Below are 17,959 nucleotides of genomic sequence, written 5' to 3' on the forward strand. Positions count from 1 at the left end.
GACGCATGGTCGCCCCGGGGAGGGACCCGTCCCCCGGTCGTCGGACACCACGTCGCCGGTCAGGGTCCGGCGCGGCTGGTGTAGGTGTGGCCGGTCGGGGTGGTGGTGACGACGGTGTGGGGTTGGTTGCCGTGGCCGTCGTGGACGATGCGGTGGCGCCAGCCGGGGAGTTCTTTGTTCTGGTTGTGGCGGGCGCAGGTGCCGCGGCCGTTGCCGAAGCTGGTCGGTCCGCCTGCCTGCTTGCCGATGATGTGGTCGAGGTGGCGGCCGGGGGCGGTGCAGAAGGGTTCGCGGCACCAGCCGTGGTCGCGCCAGCGGATGAGCGTGGCGAGGAACCCGTCGAACAGCCGCCGCTGGGGGTCGCCGCCGACCAGGGTGCCGTGGTCGGGGTGGGCGAACAGTCGCCGCCACCAGCGCCGGCCTTTCGAGGTCGCGAGGATCTCCCGGGCGATCGGCCCGGGCAGCGGGCCGTGCCCGACCAGCTCGCCGGTCGTCGGGCTCTGCGGGTCGGTGAGGGCGTCGAGGGGGAGCACGATCCCGACCTCGACGTTGACGTCCTCCGCCCGCGCCTGACCGGTCAGCCGTTCGACGAGGGTGTCGGCGAGGATCTGGTCGCGGGTGCGGCCGTCGGTGTCCCCGGTAGCGATGAGGCTGTCGGCGTACTTCCGCAGCGACGCCAGACACGCGACGCCCTGCTCGACCGGCAGCAGCCCGGACAGGACGCTCATGGTGTCCGGGGCGGGCCGCAAGGTCACGCGCCGGTCTTTCCGCGCGGTGCGGCCGCGGCGGGTGAACCCGACCGGGTCGGCCTCGTAGGCGAGTTTCTTCACCGCCGCCTCCGCCTGTTTGCGCCCCATGTCCTCGAGGCCGGCGTCGGTGATCTGTTTGTCGACCAGCCGCCGGTTCTCCGCATCCAAGTGCGAGGTCAGGGACACGATGTGTTCGGCGAGGTGTTCGGTGATCCGCCCGGCCACGAGCAGGGCGCGGGTGCAGGGAAGGTCGGTCGCGAGGGCTCGGGCGACTCCGAGGCGGCGGTCTGCGACGTGGGGGGAGACGTGGGCGGCCAGGGCGATCTGGTCGGCGATCCCGCGGCCGAGTTTCTCCGGGTCCAGGCGGCCGTCGGCGATCTGCTCGATCTGGGTTTCGACCTGGGCGCGGCCGAAGGTGACGATCGCGGTGTGCTGGGCGGCGGCCAGCGCGGCGCGGGCCTGCTCGAGCAGCGCGATCCGGTCGATCTGTACGGCACCGTTGCCGACGGGGTCGGTGGGCCACTGCGCGAGTTCGCCGAGGCGGGCGAGGAGCGCGGTCAGCTCGGCGCTGACCGCGTCCACCACCTCGTTCGAACTCATGTTCGCAAGCTAGCAGCGACCCCCGACACTCACGGCCGGGTCCGCTGCCCTCCCGCCGACGGTGCGGCGAATCTGCCACTGGGTGACAGCAACGACGCTTCCCTGCCACGGCGGGAGGTCCCCTCACACCTCCAGACCGGCGGGCGCGCCGGCCAGGGCCTGCTTGAGGCCGCGGCTCGGCGCGTCGGCGAGGACCTCGTCGGCGCCCGCGACGATGCCGTCGACGATCTGCGCCGCGACCGCGGGCGCGGCGATCTTCGGGACGTCGAGGTGGGCGACCATGTCGGTGTCCATGAAGCCGAGGTGGACACCGACCACGTGGGTGCCCTGCTCACGCAGCTCCACCCGCACGCCGTTGGTGAACGACCACGCCGCGGCCTTGGTCGCCGCGTAGGAACCGGCCCACGGCGCGGCGGCCCAGGACAGCGCGGACAGAACGGTCACGACCGTTCCCCCGCCCCGCCGCGCGAGGACCGGCGCGAAGGCCCGGAGCACGGCGACGGGACCCCAGAAGTTGGTCTCCATCTCGGCGCGGGCGTGCTCCGGGTCGCCGGTCAGCAGCGAACCCGCCCCGCTGGTCCCGGCGTTGTTGATCAACAGGTCGACGTCGTCGGCCCGGGCGGCGGCCGCCCGGATCGTCGCGAGGTCGGTGACGTCGAGCCGCAGCGGGACCACCCGGGGGTCCGGGTGCGCGACGGACCGCGGATCGCGGGCCGCCGCGTACACGGTGCCCGCCCCGCGGGCGAGCAGCTCGTCGACCAGGGCGGCCCCGAGGCCGCGGTTGGCGCCGGTGACCAGCGCGTTCTTCCCGGTGATGGTCATCGGTCCAGCCTCTCGACGATCGTGGCGTTTGCTGTGCCGCCGGCCTCGCACATCGTCTGCAGGCCGAAGCGCCCGCCGGTCTGCTCGAGCACTCCGAGCAACGTCGTCGCGAGCCGCGCCCCGCTGGCGCCGAGCGGGTGGCCGATCGAGATCGCGCCGCCGTTGACGTTGACCCGTGCCGGGTCGGCCCCGGTCTCGGCGAGCCAGGCCAGCACGACCGACGCGAACGCCTCGTTGACCTCGAAGGCGTCGATGTCGCCGAGCGCGAGCCCGGCCCGGGCGAGCACCTTCGCCGTCGCCGGGATGATGCCGGTGAGCATGAAGACCGGGTCGTCGCCGGTCACCGTGGCGGTGTGGACACGGGCCCGGGGGGTCCAGCCGTGGGCGGCCGCGATCTCGGAGGTCGTGACCAGCAGCGCCGCGGCACCGTCGTTGTAGGGACTCGCGTTGCCGGCGGTCACCGTCCAGTCGATGTCGCCGAAGCGTGCGGTCCAGCGCGGGTCCGCGAACGGCGTGCGCAGGCCGGCGAGGGCCTCCGCGGTGGTGCCCGGCCGGATCGTCTCGTCGGTGTCCAGCTCCCCCACCGAGCCGTCGAGGCGCGTGGCCTTGAGCGGGGCGGTCTCGCGGGCGAACCGGCCGTCGGCCCACGCCGCGGCCGCCTTCTGGTGGCTGCCGAGGGCGAACTCGTCGAGCTGCGTCCGCGAGAGATCCCAGCGCCGCGCGATCAGCTCGGCGCTGACCCCCTGCGGGATCAGCCCCGGCGCGTAGCGGGCCGCGACCGAGGGCCCGGCGACGTCCTGGGTGACACCGTCCACGCGCGTCTGGCTGCCGATCGGGATACGTGACATCGACTCGACGCCCGAGGCGATCGCGATGTCGTAGGCACCCGCCACCACGCCCTGGGCCGCGAACGACAGCGCCTGCTGGCTCGACCCGCACTGCCGGTCGACCGTGGTCCCCGGCACCGACTCGGGGAAGCCGGCGGCGAGGGCGGCGAAGCGCGTGGTATTGCCGCTCTGCTCGCCGACCTGCCCGACCGCCCCGCCGATGACGTCGTCGATCTCGGCGGGGTCGAGCGCCACCCGGTCGACGAGCGTCCGCAGCACGTGCGCGTGCAGCTCGACGGGATGCACGCCCGCGTAGGCCCCGTCGGCCTTGCCCTTCGCCAGCGGCGTCCGGACCGCCTCGACGATCACCGCGTCTCTCATGGTCTCTCCTCCAGATAGCGGACCGATCGGTCCCGGACCGCTCGGTCCGCTATCCTGCGCTCGTCGCCGTTCGCGGTCAACGTCGGCCGAGGTGCTCCGGCGCACACCCCGTCGAGACCGCTCTTGACAGAGGTCAAAAGCGTTCGGTTACGTTGAGAACATCGACCGGCGCGAGGGCCCGGTCCCCGGGAACGAGGTCTGGCGATGACGCAGACGGGACCGACGACGGTGTTCGTCCACGGGTTCCTCGACGACGGCGCGGTGTGGCGGCGGGTGATCGACCAGCGCGCCCGGCCGACGCCCACGGCCGTCGCGGAGCTGGCCGGGATGAGCGGCCGGCCGGAGGCGGCGGGTCCGTTCACGCTCGCCCGGCACGCCGACGACGTCGCCGCCCTCCTCGACGGTCTGGACGGACCGGCGGTGCTCGTCGGTCAGAGCGTGGGCGCCCAGATCGCCGAGCTCGTCGCCGTCCGACGGCCGGACCGCGTCGCGGGACTCGTGCTGCTCACGCCGGTTCCGCTGGCCGGGGCCGGCCTGCCCGAGGCGGCCGTGGCGACGTTCGCGGCCCTGGGCGGCGACGGGGAGGCCCAGCGCGCGGTGCGGGAGCAGCTCTCCGTCGCGTTCCCCGCCGCGGAGCTGGACCGCCTCGTGCGCGTCGGCGCGGCGACGACCGCGGAGGCGGTGGCGGACACCGTCCGCGCGTGGAACGAGGGCGACCCGGCCGGCACGGCGACGTCCCCCGTCGGGGCGCCCGTCCTCGTGGTCCGCGGCGAGGAGGATCCCTTCGTCACCGCGGCGGTGCTGGACTCCGGCGTCGTCCCGCGGTTCACCGACGTCGCCGTCGCCACCGTGGCGGACGCCGGCCACTGGCCCCACCTCGAGCAGCCCGAGGCCGTGGCGGGCCTGCTCGACGACCTGGTCGACCGGGTCGCCGGGGCCCCCGGGTCGAACGGGTCGGGCGGGCGCGGCTGGACCGCCGCCTTCGGGGCGCGGACGGCCTCGGCGTTCACCGACACCCTGTCGGCCGACGTCGTGCTGCGGGCGTCCGCCCTGCGGGCACCGGTCGAGGGGCGGGAGGCCGTCTCCGCCGTGATGGCGGCGGCGAGCGGCCTCTACTCCTCGCTGAGCTTCACGCACGAGGCCCGGCAGGGGCCGCGGACCTACCTGGAGTGGGTCGCGACGCTGGCCGACGGCACCGAGCTCGGCGGGGTCACCCGGCTGCTCGCCGACGACGAGGGACGGACGGTCGACGTCGCTATCCACCACCGTCCCCTCGACGGCCTGCTCCACTTCTCCGACGAGCTCGGCCGCCGGCTCGCCGGTCGCGTCTCGCCCGACCGGTTCCACCGCGCATGAGCACCTTCCACCGCGAGGACACCGAGTTCACCGCCGACGACGGCACGGTGCTGCGGGGCTGGCTCTACCTCCCCGACTCCCCCGGGCCGCACCCCGCGGTCTCCCTGGCGCACGGGTACGCCGGGACCCGCCACCACGGGCTCGAGCCGTTCGCCGAGGCGTTCGCCGCGGACGGCCTCGTCGTGCTGCTGCACGACCACCGCGGCTTCGGCGCCAGCGACGGCGAGCCCCGTCAGGACGTCGATCCCTGGACCCAGATCGCCGACTGGCGCCGCGCCCTCTCGTACCTGGAGGCCCACCCGGCGGTCGACGCCGGCCGGATCGGGCTCTGGGGCACCAGCTACGCGGGCGGGCACGCCCTCGTCCTCGGCGCCACCGACCCGCGACTGCGCGCCGTCGTCGCCCAGGTCCCCACGATCAGCGGCACCGAGCAGACCCGCCGTCGGGTGCGCCCCGAGGACCTGGCGGTCTTCCGCGCGGGGCTGCTCGACGACGAGCGGGACCGCGCAGCGGGCAAGGCGCCCGCGCGCCGCGCGATCGTCTCGGCCGACCCGGCCGTCCCGGCGTCCTACCGCGCCCCCGACGCCGTGGCGTTCTACCTCCAGGACGTGCCCGAGGGCGTGTGGTCGAACGAGGTCACGGTGCGCTCCACGCTGGCGGCCACGTCCTACGAGCCCGGCGTGTACGTCCCGCACGTGAGCCCCGTGCCGCTGCTCATGGTCGTCGCCACGGCCGACACCGTGACGCTCACCGACACCGCCCTCGCCGCGTACGGGCGGGCTCTCGAACCCAAGCGGCTCGTGACGATCGCCGGCGGCCACTTCGCCCCTTACCGGGAACACTTCCCGACGGCGAGCGCCGCCGCCCGGGCCTGGTTCGCCGAGCACCTGTCCCCGGAGGAACGGCCATGACCCGGATGTCCCACGTCTCGGTGAGCACCCGGCACGGCGTGGCCGCCCTCGTGCTGCACCGACCACCGCAGAACCGCATCGGGACCACGATGGTCGACGAGCTCGACCGGGCCCTCGACGAGATCGCCGCCGGGGACGCCCGCGCCGTGGTGCTGAGCGCCGAGGGTCCCGACTTCAGCTTCGGCGGCGACATCGAGCCCTGGCCCGACTGGGACCGCCGCGAGATGCGGCGCCGATTCGAGCACTTCCTGCAGACCTTCAACCGCTTCGAGCGGCTGCCGGTCCCGACGATCGCCGCGGTGCAGGGACTGTGCTTCGGCGGCGGTCTCGAGCTGGCGGTGCGGGCCGATGTGATCATCGCGGGCCGCACCGCCCGGTTCGGGCACCCCGAACAGTCGATCGGCATCGTCACCCTGCTCGGCGGGGTCTACCGGATCGCCGAGCGCGCCGGCCGCTCCCGGGCGATGCGGTGGGCGCTGACCTCCGAGCAGGTCGACGCCGCGGAGATGGAGCGCTTCGGCGTGGTCGACCGGGTGGTCGACGACGCCGACCTCCTCGACGAGGCGACCGGGTTCGCCGCCCGGGTGGCCGCGGGACCGACGCTCGCGCACGCCGCCCACAAGGCCCTGCTGCGGACCTGGGCCGTGGGCGGCGTCGCCGCGGCCGACGAGGTGATCCTCGACGTCGCGCTGCCGCTCTTCGACTCCGCGGACACCCGGACCGCCATCCCCACCGCCGTCGAGGCCCTGCGGGCCGGACGACCCCGCCCGCCCATGCCCTTCCAGGGCCGTTGAGAGGACCAGCGACCATGCCTCCACCGCCGCTACACGTCCACGTGCACGTCAGCCCCTCGATCCCCACCGCGGTCACCGACCTCCCGCCCGACCTCGACGTCCGCGTCTGGTCCCCGATCGCCACGACGCTGATCGGCGGCGAGCGCGAGGCGGTGGTCGTCGATCCCCCGCTGACGCTCGCGCAGGCGGGTTCCGTCGTCGAACGCGTCCGCGCCTGGGGCCGCGAGCTGACCACGATCTACGTCACCCACGCCCACGGGGACCACTGGTTCGGGGCGGCCGCGCTGCTCGAGCAGTTCCCCGACGCCCGGGTGATCGCGCTGCCCGAGGTCGCGGCACGGGCACGCGCCCAGAGCCCGGAGGACGTCACCGCTTTCTGGGAGGCACGGTTCCCCGGCGGGCAGATCCCGGCCCACCGGGTGGCACCGGAGCCGATGACGGGACGGACGCTCGACCTCGAGGGGCACGAGCTGGTGGCGGTCCCGCTCGGGCACACCGACACCGACGACACGAGCTGCCTGCACGTGCCCTCGCTCGACCTCGTCGTGGCGGGCGACGCCGTCTACGACGACGTCCACCTCTACCTCGCCGAGTCGCCGGACGCGGGCCGGCAGGCGTGGCGGGACGCCCTCGACGTCGTCCGCGACCTCGCGCCGCGAACCGTGATCGCCGGCCACCAGCGCCCCGGCAGCAGCGGCGACCCGGCCGCGATCGAGGCGACGCGGCGGTACCTCGACGACTTCGAGGAGCTCCTGACGACGGCCACCGACGACGTCGGGCTCTACCGCGCCATGCGGGAGCGCCACCCGGACCGCGTCAACCCCGGCGCTCTCTGGGGCTCGGTCCGCGCCGCTCTCGCCACGGCGAGCCCCGCATGATCATCGACACGTCCGAACTGGACGCCGCGGCAGGCTACAAGCTCCTGATCGGCAGCATCGTCCCGCGCGCCATCGGCTGGGTCAGCACGCTCTCCCCCGACGGGATCGCGAACCTCGCCCCGATCTCGTTCTTCACCGCCGTCGGTCGCAAGCCGCCGATGGTGTCGCTGACGATGCAGCCGCGCTCGACCGGCGAGCTCAAGGACACCTTCACCAACATCCGCGACACCGGGGAGTTCGTCACCAACCTGGTCTCCCTGCCGCACGCCCACCAGATGCACCGGACGGCCCACGAGTTCCCGAGCGAGGTCGACGAGTTCGAGGCGGTGGGGCTGACCAAGGCACCGAGTCAGCTCGTGGCCCCGCCGCGGGTGGCCGAGGCCCCGATCCACTTCGAGTGCCGGCTCGAGCGCATCATCCCGGTCGGCGACCTGGACGACCACGTCGTCTGGGGCGTCGTCGAGCGGGTGCACGTGCGCGACGACCTCTACCTCGAGCGCGGGCGGGTCGACACGGCCGCCCTCGCCCCGGTCGGCCGCCTGGCCGCCGAGTACACGTTGGTGGAGAACGTCTTCACCACCCCGCTCGACGACGGGCTGCTCGCGGCCCGCGGTGGGCGGATGCGGCGCCTCGACGAGCACGACGAGACCTACAGCCCGATCGGGACCGACGCCTGGTCGCCCTCCGGCTCGGTGCCCGATGCGTCGTGATCCGTCAGCGACCGGCGTCTGCCGCCGCCCGCCGGCGGGCCCGGGACGCGCGCAGGTTGACCGCGTTCCCGCACACCCGGACGTCGTGCCAGGCACCGCTGTTGTTGCGGGAACGGTCGTAGAAGGCCACGCCGCACCGGTCGTTGCGGCACACCTTGAGTCGACGCCAGGTGTCCGCGCGCTGCGCCTCGAGCACCTCGACGAGCACGAGGCCCACCAGCCGACGCCACCCCTGGCCGCGCGGCTCCAGGTCGACCGTGCCGTCGGGGCGCAGGGCCAGGACCGCACCGGACGTGCGCACCTCGGCCGGCGCGCCGTCCCGCTCCCCTCCGGCGGCGACGGCGGCCCGCAGCTCCGCGCGCAGCGCCCGCAGCTCGTCGACCCCCCGGTCGTCGAGCTCGACGCCACCCACCGGCCGCCCCTCGGCGTGGTCGGCGAGGGCGGCGTCGGCCCACTCCTGCGCGGTTCCGGGCGCGTCCAGCAGGTCGGCCTCCCGCGGCCGTCCCGCCGCGATCGTGTTCAGCAGGTCCTGCACGAGCGCCAGGCCGCCGTCGGCCACCGAGCAGCCGTAGCGCGTCGTCGTGTCCCAGGGCATGGCCCGATCCTACCTCCGACACATACCTTCACCGTTCAGTTCTGTCGTCACCCGAGGAGAACAGCATGAGCCGCCAGGACGCCCTGGTCACCGCCGACTGGGCGCAGGAGAACCTCGACGCTCCCGGTGTGGTGTTCGTCGAGGTCGACGAGGACACCAGTGCCTACGACGGCGGGCACATCCCCGGTGCCGTCAGGATCGACTGGAAGACCGAGCTGCAGGACCAGGTCCGCCGCGACTTCGTCGACAGGGCCGGCTTCGAGAAGCTGCTCTCAGGCAAGGGCATCGCCGACGACGACACCGTGGTGCTCTACGGCGGCAACAACAACTGGTTCGCCGCCTACGCCTACTGGTACTTCACGCTCTACGGCCACACCGACGTGAAGCTGCTCGACGGTGGCCGCAAGAAGTGGGAGCTCGACGGCCGCACGCTCGACACCGCGGTCCCGGAGCGGGCACGGACCTCCTACACCGCGCAGGAGCAGGACCACTCGATCCGCGCGTTCCGCGACGAGGTCGTCGGCGCGATCAGCTCGAAGACGCTCATCGACATCCGCTCGCCGGAGGAGTACGCGGGCCGCCTGCTGGCGCCCGCGCACCTCCCGCAGGAGCAGGCGCAGCGGGCCGGACACATCCCGGGCGCCGTCAACATCCCGTGGAGCCGCGCGGTCGCCGAGGACGGGACGTTCCGCTCCGACGACCAGCTCCGCGAGCTGTACCGCAGGGAGGGGGTCGACCCGTCCACCCCGGTGATCACCTACTGCCGCATCGGCGAACGCTCCTCCCACACCTGGTTCGCCCTGCACGAACTGCTCGGCCACGCCGACGTCAAGAACTACGACGGGTCCTGGACCGAGTACGGATCGCTGGTGGGGGTGCCCATCCAGCTCGGCGACGAGCGGGGCGGGGCCCGATGAGGACCCTGGTGCTCGGCGCCGGCGCGACCGGCGGCTACCTCGGCGCGCAGCTACTCGCCGCGGGCCGCGACGTCACCTTCCTGGTGCGGCAGGTCGCCGCCGACCGGTTGTCCCTCGAGGGCCTGCAGGTCCGCGGGGTCGACGGGACGACCCGCTCGCACCTGGCCCCGTCGGTGCTCACCGCCGACGAACTGCGCGGCCCCTACGACCTGGTGGTCGTGGCGGTGCGCGGCCGCGCGCTGCCGGACGCGGTGAAGGACGTCGCCGTCGCGGTCGGTCCCGACACCCGGGTCGTGCCGTTGCTCAACGGGATGGCCCACCTGGAGACGTTGACCGACGCCTTCGGCGCCGGGGCGGTGCTCGGGGCGACCGCCCGGCTGGCCGCCACCCTGCTGCCGCACGGGGTGATCGTCGAACAGACCGCCGGCGCCACGCTCGAGCTCGGACGTCTGGGAGTCCCGGGCGAGGACCTCGAGGCCGTGCGCCGCGAACTCCTCGTGGACGGGGTGGACGTGCGCGTCGTCGACGACATCCGCGCCGCGATGTGGGCGAAGTGGCTCTTCATCGCCGCGAGCACCGTGCTGACGAGCCTGGCCGGCGCGCCGGTGGGCGACGTCGCGGCGACCGCGGGCGGGCCCGACCTCGTCCGCACCGTGGTCGACGAGCTGTCCGCGATCGCGACGATCGACGGCCACGACGGCGACCCCGACGCGCTCATGCGCACCTTCTCCGACCCGACCTCGCGGTTCGTGCCGTCGCTGACCCGCGAGCTGTGGGCCGGGCGGCCGGTCGAGGTCGAGGTCCTCGACGAGCTCGCGACCCTCGCCCGGCGCGGAGGGTTCGCGTCGCCGCTGCTCGACGCGGCGCGGGTCCGCCTCCGGCTCGGCCGCGAGCCGGGGCCCGGGCCCGAGCCGCGAGGCTGACCGGAGCCCCGGCCCCGCCGGGGCCGTCCTCAGGCGGGACGGCCCTGGCCGGTGGACGCGCTGGTGCCACCGTCCACGGGCAGGACGACGCCGGTGACGTAGCGGGCGGCGTCGCTGGCGAGGAACAGCACGGCGGGAGCGATGTCCTCGGGCTCGCCGATGCGGCCGAGGGCGACCCGGTCGACGAACTTCTCCAGCAGGGACGGGTTCTCCGTCACCGCGGCGACGGCACCTGTGCGGGTGAGCGCGGGGGCGACGGCGTTGAGCCGGACCCCTCGCGGCCCCCAGTCGAGCGCCAGGGACCGCACGAAGTTCGACACCGCGCCCTTGGTGGCGTTGTAGCCGGCCTGGCCCCAGTCGCCGGCCAGGCCGGAGACGCTGGACACGGCGACGAGGTTGCCGCCGCTCGTCGCGAGGACGGGCAGCGCCTTCTTCGCCAGATGGAAGAAGCCGTCGACGTTGGTGGCCCGCATGGCCTCCCAGTCGGCGTCGTCGAGGTCGGTGATCTCGCCGTTGGCGTACCCCGCCGCGTTGCTGACCACGACGTCGAGGCGGCCGAAGCGGCGGACCGCCTCGTCGACCAGGGCGCCGATCTGCTCCTTGTCGGCCAGGTCCGTCGGGACGGCGAGCGCCCGCTCGGCCGGTGCGTCGCGCAGCGCCTCGTCGAGGGGTTCCCGGCGACGGCCGGCGACCACCACGGTCGCCCCCGCGTCGAGGAAGGCCCGGGTGATGGCCAGCCCGATGCCGGACCCGCCTCCCGTGACCAGGACGACGGAGTCGCTGAAGTCGAAGTGCGGGGTTCCGGTGCTCATGCCCCGACGCTACGCCGCAGGGGCGAAGACGACGCAGACGTCAGGCTTTCGGCTGTGTCACATGAAGTGCGGTCAGGTGGGCAACGGGACGTTCTGCAGCCGGACCTGCCCGCGCGCGAGTTCCTTGCCGTCCTCGCTCCGGGTGACGCGCACGAGCCAGAGCTGCTGCACCCGCCCCTGCTGCACCGGCTCGGCGACCACGTCCACCCGGCCGTCGGTGGCACTGCGCAGGAAATCCGTGGCGTTGTGCACCCCGACGGCGAACTGGCCCCGGTCCTCGACCGCCGCGCTCGCCCCGATGCTCGCCGCGCTCTCGATCGCGGCGGTGTACACGCCGCCGTGGACGACGCCCCACGGGGTGTGGTGCTGGGCGCCGAGGTCGATCCGCCCGACGACCCGGGTGCCGGTCACGGACTCGACGTGCAGGCCGGCGGCCACGACGAACGGCGACCCCGCCTCGGGAGACAGCTCGGGCAGCGGCATGACGACCTCCGGATCGACCGATACGTTGGTCGATAGCATACGTCGCCGGTTCATGACCGCCGGGCGAGACCCTCCGCCAGCCAGCGCGCCTGGGTCGCCGCGAGGTCCGGGCCGGTGGGCTGCGTGGCGTGGCTGATGACGAGCCGGACGAGGGCGTCGGCCAGGGCCGGCAGGTCCGGGTGCTCGCCGTGCAGGGCCGCGAGGTCCGCCGCGATCACGGTGACGCCCCGGTCGAGCACCACCTCGGGGCGCGCGGTGACCACCGGAAGCAGGCTCTCCCCGCCGTCGGCGGTCAGGATCGCCTTGAGCAGGTCGTTCGACGCCCCGAACGCGAGCGCGCCGACCACGGCCGCGACCGCCCCCGCCACGAGGTCGTCCGGGTGGGCCCGCAGCTCCCTGCGCACGACGTCGAGGAACGCGTCGGTCTCGCGCCCCACGAGGGCGTCCCCGAGCGCCTGCTTGGTGCCGACCGCGTTGTAGACGTGCTGCCGGCTGATCCCGGCCCGGCGCGCGACGGCGCCCATCGTCACCGCCGACCACCCCTGGGCGGTGGTGAGCTCCCGGGCCGCGTCGAGCAGCCGGGCGAGCAGCTCGGCCCGCGTGTCCTCGCGGAACGAGCCACCCGTCGTCATGAACCCGACCTTACAGAACCGAACCAGACGACAACGGCGTTGACAAGCAAGCATCAATTGTCAACGATTCGGCGGCATGACGACGACCGCCGAGCCCGCCGACGAGGACCGGGTGCTCAGCGAGGAGGAGTCCCGCGCGATCCGGCGCGGGGTCCCCCATCCCCGCGTGCCGATGCCCGTGGTGGCCCTGCCGACGCTCGCGCTGTTCGTCGGGTCGCTTGCCGCCTGGATCGGGGCGACCTGGTGGGTGCTGGCGGGCGGGGACCCCTGGCGCTACGCCGTGACGATCCCGGTGCACGCCGTCGTCACCTTCACGATGTTCACGGTGCTCCACGAGACGATCCACCTCGCGGGTGGACGGTCGCGGACGGTCAACGAGGTCCTCGGCCGACTCGCCATGCCGTTCGTCGTCGCCTGGGCGGCGTTCCCGCTCGTGCGCTACCTGCACATCGAGCACCACCGGAACACCAACGAGGACGTGGCGACCGACCCGGACGCCTGGTCGTCCGCCGGCCCGGCCTGGCTCTGGCCGCTGCGCTGGGCGACCCTCGACCTCTGGTACCTGCGCTTCTACGCGCCGCGCATCCCGGGGCGCCCCCGCGGGGAGCTGGCCGAGCAGTTCGCCGTGTCCGCCGTGGTGATCGGCGGGTTCGTCACGCTCGCGCTCACCGGGCACGGCTGGGAGCTGCTGATGATCTACCTGATCCCGCAGCGGATCGGCGTCGGCATCCTCGTCTGGTGGTTCGACTGGCTGCCCCACCACGACCTCGAGGCCACCGCCCGGTCGGACCGCTTCCACGCCACCCGCATCCGCGTCGGGTGGGAGCGGATCATGAATCCGCTGATGCTCTACCAGAACTACCACCTGGTGCATCACATCCACCCGACGATCCCGTTCTACCGCTACGTCCAGGTCTGGCGGCGCTCGGAGTCGGACTGGCTCGAGCGCGACGTCCCGATCGTCACCGCATGGGGCACGGAGCTCTCCGCGTCGGAGTACCGCGCCTGGCGGAACATCATCTCGACCTACGACCGCGACGCCGACCTGCCCCGCCTCCCCCACCGGCTGCGCGTCGAGGTGGTCCGGCGTCTCACCCCCGACGCCGTGTCGGTCACCCTCGCCGTGCCGGACGAGCTCCGCGAGGCCTTCCGCTTCGCCCCGGGCCAGCACGTCACGGTGGCGGCGGAGATCGACGGCGAGACGGTCCGGCGGAACTACTCGATCTGCACCGCGGCGGGATCGGGGCTCCTGCGGATCGCGGTGCGGCAGGTCGAGGGCGGACGCTTCTCCACCTGGGCGAACACCCGGCTCCGGGTCGGCGACGAGCTCGAGGTGACCCCGCCCGCCGGCGCCTTCACCGTCGAGCTGGACCGGCGGAACGCCCGCCACGTCGCCGCCGTCGCCGCCGGCAGCGGGATCACGCCGGTCATCTCGATCCTCACCAGCACCCTCGACGTCGAGCCGCGCTCCCGCGCGACGCTCTTCTACGCGAACCGCGACGCCGAGCACACGATGTTCGACGACGAGCTCGCCATGCTCGTGCGCCGCTACGAGGGCCGGCTCGCGGTGGTCCACCACCACAGCCGCGGGACCTCGTCCCGACGACGGGTCGTGCCCGGCCGGCTCGACGCCGCCCGGCTCGCGGAGCACCTGGCCGACCCGGCTCTGCGCTCCGCGGCGTGGTTCCTGTGCGGACCGGCCGCCATGCTCGACGACCTCGAGCCCGTGCTGCGCGAGCACGGCGTCACCGAGGTGCGCCGCGAGCTGTTCGTCGCCCCCGACGACGAGCCGGGCGACCTCGGCGACATCGTCCCGGCGACCGTGACGGTGACGCGCGGCGGTGAGACGACGGCGGTGGCGAGCACTGGAACGGCGTCGCTGCTCGAGAGTGCACTCGCCGGCGGGGTCGACGCGCCCTACCTGTGCGCCGGGGGCATCTGCGGCACCTGCGTGGCCACCGTGACCGACGGCCGCGTCCACATGCAGCAGAACTACGCGCTCTCCCCCGCCGAGATCGACGCCGGGAAGGTACTCACCTGCCAGGCCCGCCCGACGACCCCGGAGGTCGCGGTCGACTACGACCGCTGACCGCCGGGGTCAGGGTCACGACTCAGGCGGACGCCTTGGCCTTCCGACGCCACTGCGTGAGCGCGCGCTCGGTGTAGCCGTTGGGCTCCGTCCCGCCGGAGAACACCAGCTCGAGGGCGGCCTGGAACGACTCGCTGTGCTCCAGGTCCGGGGCCATGGGCGGGTAGCCGTCCTGGCCCTCGTTCTGCTCGTCGACCAGCGCGGCCATGCGCGCGAAGGTCTCCTTCACGGTGTCGGCGTCGACGACGCCGTGCTCGAGCCAGTTGGCGATGAGCTGGCTGGAGATGCGCAGCGTCGCCCGGTCCTCCATGAGCCCGACGCCCTCGAGGTCGGGCACGGTGGAGCAGCCGATGCCCATCCCGACCCAGCGCACGACGTAGCCGAGGATCGACTGGGCGTTGGTCTCCAGCTCGTGGCGCACGTCCTCGTCGGACAGCGTGCTCGGGTCGGAGAGCGGGAGCTCCAGCAGGTTGCGGCGGTCGGCCACGGGCCGCTGCGCGATCTCGTCCTGGACCGCGTGCACGTCGACGCGCAGGTAGTGCAGCGCGTGCAGCGTCGCGGCCGTCGGCGAGGGCACCCACGCCGTGTTCGCGCCCGCCTTCGGGTGGCCGATCTTCTGCTCGAGCATCTCGGCCATGGCGGCGGGCTTGGCCCACATGCCCTTGCCGACCTGCGCGTGGTGCTCGAAGCCGGCCGCCAGCGCGACGTCGACGTTGCGGTCCTCGTAGGTCTGCAGCCAGGTCGTCGACTTCATGTCGCCCTTGCGCAGGACCGGGCCCGCGGCGAAGCAGGTGTGGATCTCGTCGCCGGTGCGGTCGAGGAACCCGGTGTTGACGAAGATGACGCGGTCGGAGGCCGCGCCGATGCAGGCCGACAGGTTGGCCGTCGTCCGCTTCTCCTCGTCCATGATGCCGATCTTGAGCGTGTTCGCGTCGAGACCGAGGGCCTCCTCGATCGCCGCGAACAGCTCCACGGTCAGCGCGACCTCGTCGGGCCCGTGCTGCTTGGGCTTGACGAGGTAGAGGCTGCCGGCGCGGGAGTTGGTGTGCGGGCCGAGCCCACGCAGGTCGTACAGGCCGGCCACGGCGCACACGAGCGCGTCGAGGACGCCCTCGTTGGCCTCCTCGCCGTCGGCGGTGAGCACCGCGTTCGTCGTCATGTGGTGCCCGCAGGTGCGGACCAGCATCAGCGATCGGCCCGGCAGGGTCAGGGACGACCCGTCGGCGGCGGTGTACTCGCGGTCCGCGTGGACCCGTCGGGTGACGGTCTCCCCGCCCTTCGAGAACTCCGCGACCAGGTCGCCGGTCATCAGACCGAGCCAGGTGCGGTAGGCCAGGGCCTTGTCCTCGCCGTCGACCGTGGCGACCGAGTCCTCGAGGTCGACGATGGTGGTCACCGCCGACTCGAGCACGACGTCGCTGACGTCGGCGTGGTGCTGGCGGCCCACCTGCGTCGACGGGTCGATCACCAGGTCGACGTGCAGGCCGTGACGGGCGAGCAGCACGCTCCCGCGGCCGTCGTCGTCCGGGGCGTTGAAGCCGGCGAACGCCGACGGGTCGGCGAGGCCGACGGTGCCGTCGGCGGTCTCGGCGGCGAACCCGTCGGTCGAGGGACGGTAGGCGGTGACGTCGGCGTGGCTCCCGCGCTCGAGCGGGAACAGCTCGTCGAGCAGCTGGTCGGCGGCCTCGATGACCTGCGCGCCGCGCTTCTCGTCGTAGCCCTTCGCGAGCTCGTGGTCCAGCGGGAGCGCGTCGGTGCCGTAGAAGGCGTCGAACAGCGAGCCCCAGCGGGCGTTCGCGGCGTTGAGCGCGAAGCGCGCGTTCGTCGACGGCACCACGAGCTGCGGGCCGGGCACCTCGGCGATCTCCGGGTCGACCCGGTCGACGTCGATCGTGGGGACGCTCGACGGCTCGGGCTGCAGGTAGCCGAGGTCGGTGAGCAGCTTCTCGTAGTCGTCCCGGGACCCGGCGCCGTGCTCCCGGTGCCACGCGTCGATCTTCCCCTGGAGGTCGTCGCGCTCGGCGAGGGCCGTCGCGATCCGCGGAGCGAACCGCTGCTGCAGGTCGGCCAGGGTCGACCAGAACTTCTCGGGGGTGATCTCGACCTGCGCGAGCAGCTCGTCCTCGACGAACGCTCGCAGGTGCTCGTCGACCTGGAGCCCGGACCGTTCGGACGTCTCGGACACTGACGGACCGCCTCTCTCGTCTGCTGGACTCATCGGGTCCTCTGTTCCCCACAGAGGGCTCCCGATACTCGGCGACCCGACGGCGGACGTGGTCGTGTCCCGCTCGGTGGAAGCAGGCCGGTCGCTGCCGACCGCCGTGCCCGGAGGAAGCACCGTCGGGACCGGGATGGTCGCCGATGCCACCCTGCACGTCAATCGACACCTCGTGCACAGGACCGTGTACGCCAGGTACACGATCGTCAGACGATCTCGGTCAGCTCCGGCAGCTCGTAGCGACGGACCTCGCGCAGCGCGGATAGACCCGCGGCGATCCCGGGCTGCTCGGCGGCACCGCGACGCACCGCGGTGATCACGTGGCGCGTGGGCACCGACGCGCCCGCGATGGGGATGCGGCGCGTCTCGGCGGAGGCCGGCAGGTCGACCAGGCGCGGGATGAGGGCGACGCCGAAGCCGCGCGCGACCAGGGCCGCCCCGGTGTCCCAGGTGTCGGCGTGGTGCTCGACGGCGGGATCGAAACCGGCGCCGGTGCACGCCAGCGTGACGAGCTGGTGGTAGGCCCGCCCGGGCGACCCCAGGACCCAGGGGTCGCCCGCGAGCTCGTCGAGGGAGACCGAGCTCCGGGTGGCGGCGGGGTGGTCCGGGCCGACGAGGACGTCGAGCGGTTCCTGGTAGAGCGGGTGCTGCTCGAAGGCCTCGTCGGTCCGTGGCGGGATGCTCGGGGTGGCCACCACGACGGCGATGTCGGTGTCGCCGGCCGCGAGCAGGTCGAAGGCCCGCGCCGGTTCGGACTCGCGCAGCTGCACCCGCAGGCCCGGGTGGCGCTCCCGCAGCAGGGCGAGGGCCCGCGGGGCGACGACGGCGGCGGCGGTGGAGAAGCCGGACAGGCGCAGGGTGCCGGTCAGCTCGGTGCGGTCCTGGTGCGCCGCGAGGTCGGCCTGGGCCCGCTCCCACTGCGCGGTGAGCGCCGCCGCGTGCTCGAGCAGTGTGTGAGCACCCGCCGTCAACCGGACGGTGCGGCCCGTCGGCTCCAGCAGGACGACGTCGAGCTCGCGCGCCAGGGCCTGCATCTGGTGCGAGACCGCCGACGGGGTCAACCGGCACACCTCGGCGGCGGCGGTGACGGTGCCGTGCCGGGCGATCGCCTGGAGCACCTTCAGCCGCCGGTCGATCATGTACGCAGCGTACAAGGTCACGTGTAAGAACCTTCGATGGACGCAACGAATAGGCCTCCGCACACTGGGCGCTGCCACCCGGGAGCCCGGCGCCGCGACCCGGAACTGCACCTCCGTCGTCTG

At 73.7% G+C, this 17,959-nt stretch carries 17 protein-coding genes; 8 read left to right on the plus strand and 9 right to left on the minus strand.

Annotation, left to right across the window (positions count from 1 at the left end; translation table 11 throughout):
* Window positions 1-59: 59 nt before the first annotated feature.
* The 3 genes from A3CO_RS34030 to A3CO_RS0123740 form a co-directional block, all read right to left on the minus strand.
* On the minus strand, window positions 60-1,349 hold the full coding sequence (locus A3CO_RS34030) for a DUF222 domain-containing protein (protein WP_245561575.1): 1,290 nt from the start codon (window positions 1,347-1,349) through the stop codon (window positions 60-62).
* Between the two features lie 123 nt (window positions 1,350-1,472).
* Window positions 1,473-2,171, minus strand: a complete 699-nt coding sequence (locus A3CO_RS0123735) for an SDR family oxidoreductase (RefSeq protein ID WP_018334752.1) — start codon at window positions 2,169-2,171, stop codon at window positions 1,473-1,475.
* The gene (locus A3CO_RS0123740) at window positions 2,168-3,379 is read right to left on the minus strand and encodes a thiolase family protein (protein WP_026204936.1); all 1,212 of its coding nucleotides are present in this window, start codon (window positions 3,377-3,379) and stop codon (window positions 2,168-2,170) included. The genes A3CO_RS0123735 and A3CO_RS0123740 overlap by 4 nt, the downstream gene beginning before the upstream one ends.
* Before the next feature lie 204 nt (window positions 3,380-3,583).
* On the opposite strand from A3CO_RS0123740, the gene A3CO_RS39185 reads away from it, so the two are divergent.
* Genes A3CO_RS39185 through A3CO_RS0123770 form a run of 5 tightly spaced genes read left to right on the plus strand, consistent with a single transcriptional unit; the run spans window position 3,584 to window position 8,028 of the window.
* Window positions 3,584-4,735: an alpha/beta fold hydrolase gene (locus tag A3CO_RS39185; RefSeq protein ID WP_018334754.1), complete on the plus strand. Its 1,152-nt coding sequence runs from the start codon at window positions 3,584-3,586 to the stop codon at window positions 4,733-4,735.
* Entirely contained in the window at window positions 4,732-5,646 is a 915-nt protein-coding gene (locus A3CO_RS0123755) for an alpha/beta hydrolase (RefSeq protein ID WP_018334755.1), read from the plus strand. Before A3CO_RS39185 ends, A3CO_RS0123755 begins: the two co-directional genes overlap by 4 nt.
* Window positions 5,643-6,440, plus strand: a complete 798-nt coding sequence (locus A3CO_RS0123760) for an enoyl-CoA hydratase/isomerase family protein (RefSeq protein WP_018334756.1) — start codon at window positions 5,643-5,645, stop codon at window positions 6,438-6,440. Before A3CO_RS0123755 ends, A3CO_RS0123760 begins: the two co-directional genes overlap by 4 nt.
* A gap of 14 nt (window positions 6,441-6,454) precedes the next feature.
* A complete protein-coding gene (locus A3CO_RS0123765; protein WP_033414853.1) occupies window positions 6,455-7,318 on the plus strand; it encodes an MBL fold metallo-hydrolase in 864 nt (287 codons plus the stop codon).
* Window positions 7,315-8,028, plus strand: coding sequence for a flavin reductase family protein (locus tag A3CO_RS0123770; protein WP_018334758.1), 714 nt, complete (start codon window positions 7,315-7,317; stop codon window positions 8,026-8,028). The genes A3CO_RS0123765 and A3CO_RS0123770 overlap by 4 nt, the downstream gene beginning before the upstream one ends.
* A gap of 4 nt (window positions 8,029-8,032) precedes the next feature.
* Here the strand turns inward: A3CO_RS0123770 and A3CO_RS0123775 are convergent, their stop codons facing one another.
* Window positions 8,033-8,623: a CGNR zinc finger domain-containing protein gene (locus A3CO_RS0123775; RefSeq protein WP_018334759.1), complete on the minus strand. Its 591-nt coding sequence runs from the start codon at window positions 8,621-8,623 to the stop codon at window positions 8,033-8,035.
* 65 nt (window positions 8,624-8,688) lie between these two features.
* On the opposite strand from A3CO_RS0123775, the gene A3CO_RS0123780 reads away from it, so the two are divergent.
* Both A3CO_RS0123780 and A3CO_RS34040 read left to right on the plus strand, forming a co-directional pair.
* Window positions 8,689-9,540, plus strand: coding sequence for a sulfurtransferase (locus tag A3CO_RS0123780; protein ID WP_018334760.1), 852 nt, complete (start codon window positions 8,689-8,691; stop codon window positions 9,538-9,540).
* Window positions 9,537-10,463, plus strand: a complete 927-nt coding sequence (locus A3CO_RS34040) for a ketopantoate reductase family protein (protein ID WP_051086051.1) — start codon at window positions 9,537-9,539, stop codon at window positions 10,461-10,463. Before A3CO_RS0123780 ends, A3CO_RS34040 begins: the two co-directional genes overlap by 4 nt.
* Window positions 10,464-10,492: 29 nt before the next feature.
* Here A3CO_RS34040 and budC read toward each other — a convergent pair whose 3' ends face one another.
* The 3 genes from budC to A3CO_RS0123800 all read right to left on the minus strand — a co-directional run bounded on the left by budC (window position 10,493) and on the right by A3CO_RS0123800 (window position 12,390).
* Complete coding sequence (gene budC / locus A3CO_RS0123790) at window positions 10,493-11,275, minus strand: meso-2,3-butanediol dehydrogenase (RefSeq protein ID WP_018334762.1); 783 nt, start codon at window positions 11,273-11,275, stop codon at window positions 10,493-10,495.
* A gap of 72 nt (window positions 11,276-11,347) precedes the next feature.
* Complete coding sequence (locus tag A3CO_RS0123795) at window positions 11,348-11,758, minus strand: PaaI family thioesterase (protein ID WP_018334763.1); 411 nt, start codon at window positions 11,756-11,758, stop codon at window positions 11,348-11,350.
* Window positions 11,759-11,808: 50 nt separating this feature from the next.
* Window positions 11,809-12,390 carry a TetR/AcrR family transcriptional regulator gene (locus A3CO_RS0123800; RefSeq protein ID WP_018334764.1) on the minus strand — a complete coding sequence of 194 codons (582 nt, stop codon included), beginning with the start codon at window positions 12,388-12,390 and terminating at the stop codon, window positions 11,809-11,811.
* 76 nt (window positions 12,391-12,466) lie between these two features.
* Between A3CO_RS0123800 and A3CO_RS0123805 the strand changes: the two genes are divergently transcribed.
* Window positions 12,467-14,479, plus strand: a complete 2,013-nt coding sequence (locus A3CO_RS0123805) for a fatty acid desaturase (protein ID WP_018334765.1) — start codon at window positions 12,467-12,469, stop codon at window positions 14,477-14,479.
* A gap of 22 nt (window positions 14,480-14,501) precedes the next feature.
* Here the strand turns inward: A3CO_RS0123805 and A3CO_RS0123810 are convergent, their stop codons facing one another.
* Entirely contained in the window at window positions 14,502-16,664 is a 2,163-nt protein-coding gene (locus tag A3CO_RS0123810; RefSeq protein ID WP_018334766.1) for a malate synthase G, read from the minus strand.
* Window positions 16,665-16,903: 239 nt separating this feature from the next.
* On the minus strand, window positions 16,904-17,857 hold the full coding sequence (locus A3CO_RS0123815; protein WP_157647813.1) for a LysR family transcriptional regulator: 954 nt from the start codon (window positions 17,855-17,857) through the stop codon (window positions 16,904-16,906).
* Between the last annotated feature and the right edge of the window lie 102 nt (window positions 17,858-17,959).

Source organism: Actinomycetospora chiangmaiensis DSM 45062, assembly GCF_000379625.1.
GTDB classification, from domain to species: Bacteria; Actinomycetota; Actinomycetes; order Mycobacteriales; family Pseudonocardiaceae; genus Actinomycetospora; species Actinomycetospora chiangmaiensis.

What these genes read in the sequence shown, in the direction of transcription:
- A3CO_RS34030 (WP_245561575.1), bottom strand. Translation starts at nt 1,349, where the DNA reads ATGAGTTCGAACGAGGTGGTGGACGCGGTCAGCGCCGAGCTGACCGCG.
- A3CO_RS0123735 (WP_018334752.1), bottom strand. Translation starts at nt 2,171, where the DNA reads ATGACCATCACCGGGAAGAACGCGCTGGTCACCGGCGCCAACCGCGGC.
- A3CO_RS0123740 (WP_026204936.1), bottom strand. Translation starts at nt 3,379, where the DNA reads ATGAGAGACGCGGTGATCGTCGAGGCGGTCCGGACGCCGCTGGCGAAG.
- A3CO_RS39185 (WP_018334754.1), top strand. Translation starts at nt 3,584, where the DNA reads ATGACGCAGACGGGACCGACGACGGTGTTCGTCCACGGGTTCCTCGAC.
- A3CO_RS0123755 (WP_018334755.1), top strand. Translation starts at nt 4,732, where the DNA reads ATGAGCACCTTCCACCGCGAGGACACCGAGTTCACCGCCGACGACGGC.
- A3CO_RS0123760 (WP_018334756.1), top strand. Translation starts at nt 5,643, where the DNA reads ATGACCCGGATGTCCCACGTCTCGGTGAGCACCCGGCACGGCGTGGCC.
- A3CO_RS0123765 (WP_033414853.1), top strand. Translation starts at nt 6,455, where the DNA reads ATGCCTCCACCGCCGCTACACGTCCACGTGCACGTCAGCCCCTCGATC.
- A3CO_RS0123770 (WP_018334758.1), top strand. Translation starts at nt 7,315, where the DNA reads ATGATCATCGACACGTCCGAACTGGACGCCGCGGCAGGCTACAAGCTC.
- A3CO_RS0123775 (WP_018334759.1), bottom strand. Translation starts at nt 8,623, where the DNA reads ATGCCCTGGGACACGACGACGCGCTACGGCTGCTCGGTGGCCGACGGC.
- A3CO_RS0123780 (WP_018334760.1), top strand. Translation starts at nt 8,689, where the DNA reads ATGAGCCGCCAGGACGCCCTGGTCACCGCCGACTGGGCGCAGGAGAAC.
- A3CO_RS34040 (WP_051086051.1), top strand. Translation starts at nt 9,537, where the DNA reads ATGAGGACCCTGGTGCTCGGCGCCGGCGCGACCGGCGGCTACCTCGGC.
- budC (WP_018334762.1), bottom strand. Translation starts at nt 11,275, where the DNA reads ATGAGCACCGGAACCCCGCACTTCGACTTCAGCGACTCCGTCGTCCTG.
- A3CO_RS0123795 (WP_018334763.1), bottom strand. Translation starts at nt 11,758, where the DNA reads ATGCCGCTGCCCGAGCTGTCTCCCGAGGCGGGGTCGCCGTTCGTCGTG.
- A3CO_RS0123800 (WP_018334764.1), bottom strand. Translation starts at nt 12,390, where the DNA reads ATGACGACGGGTGGCTCGTTCCGCGAGGACACGCGGGCCGAGCTGCTC.
- A3CO_RS0123805 (WP_018334765.1), top strand. Translation starts at nt 12,467, where the DNA reads ATGACGACGACCGCCGAGCCCGCCGACGAGGACCGGGTGCTCAGCGAG.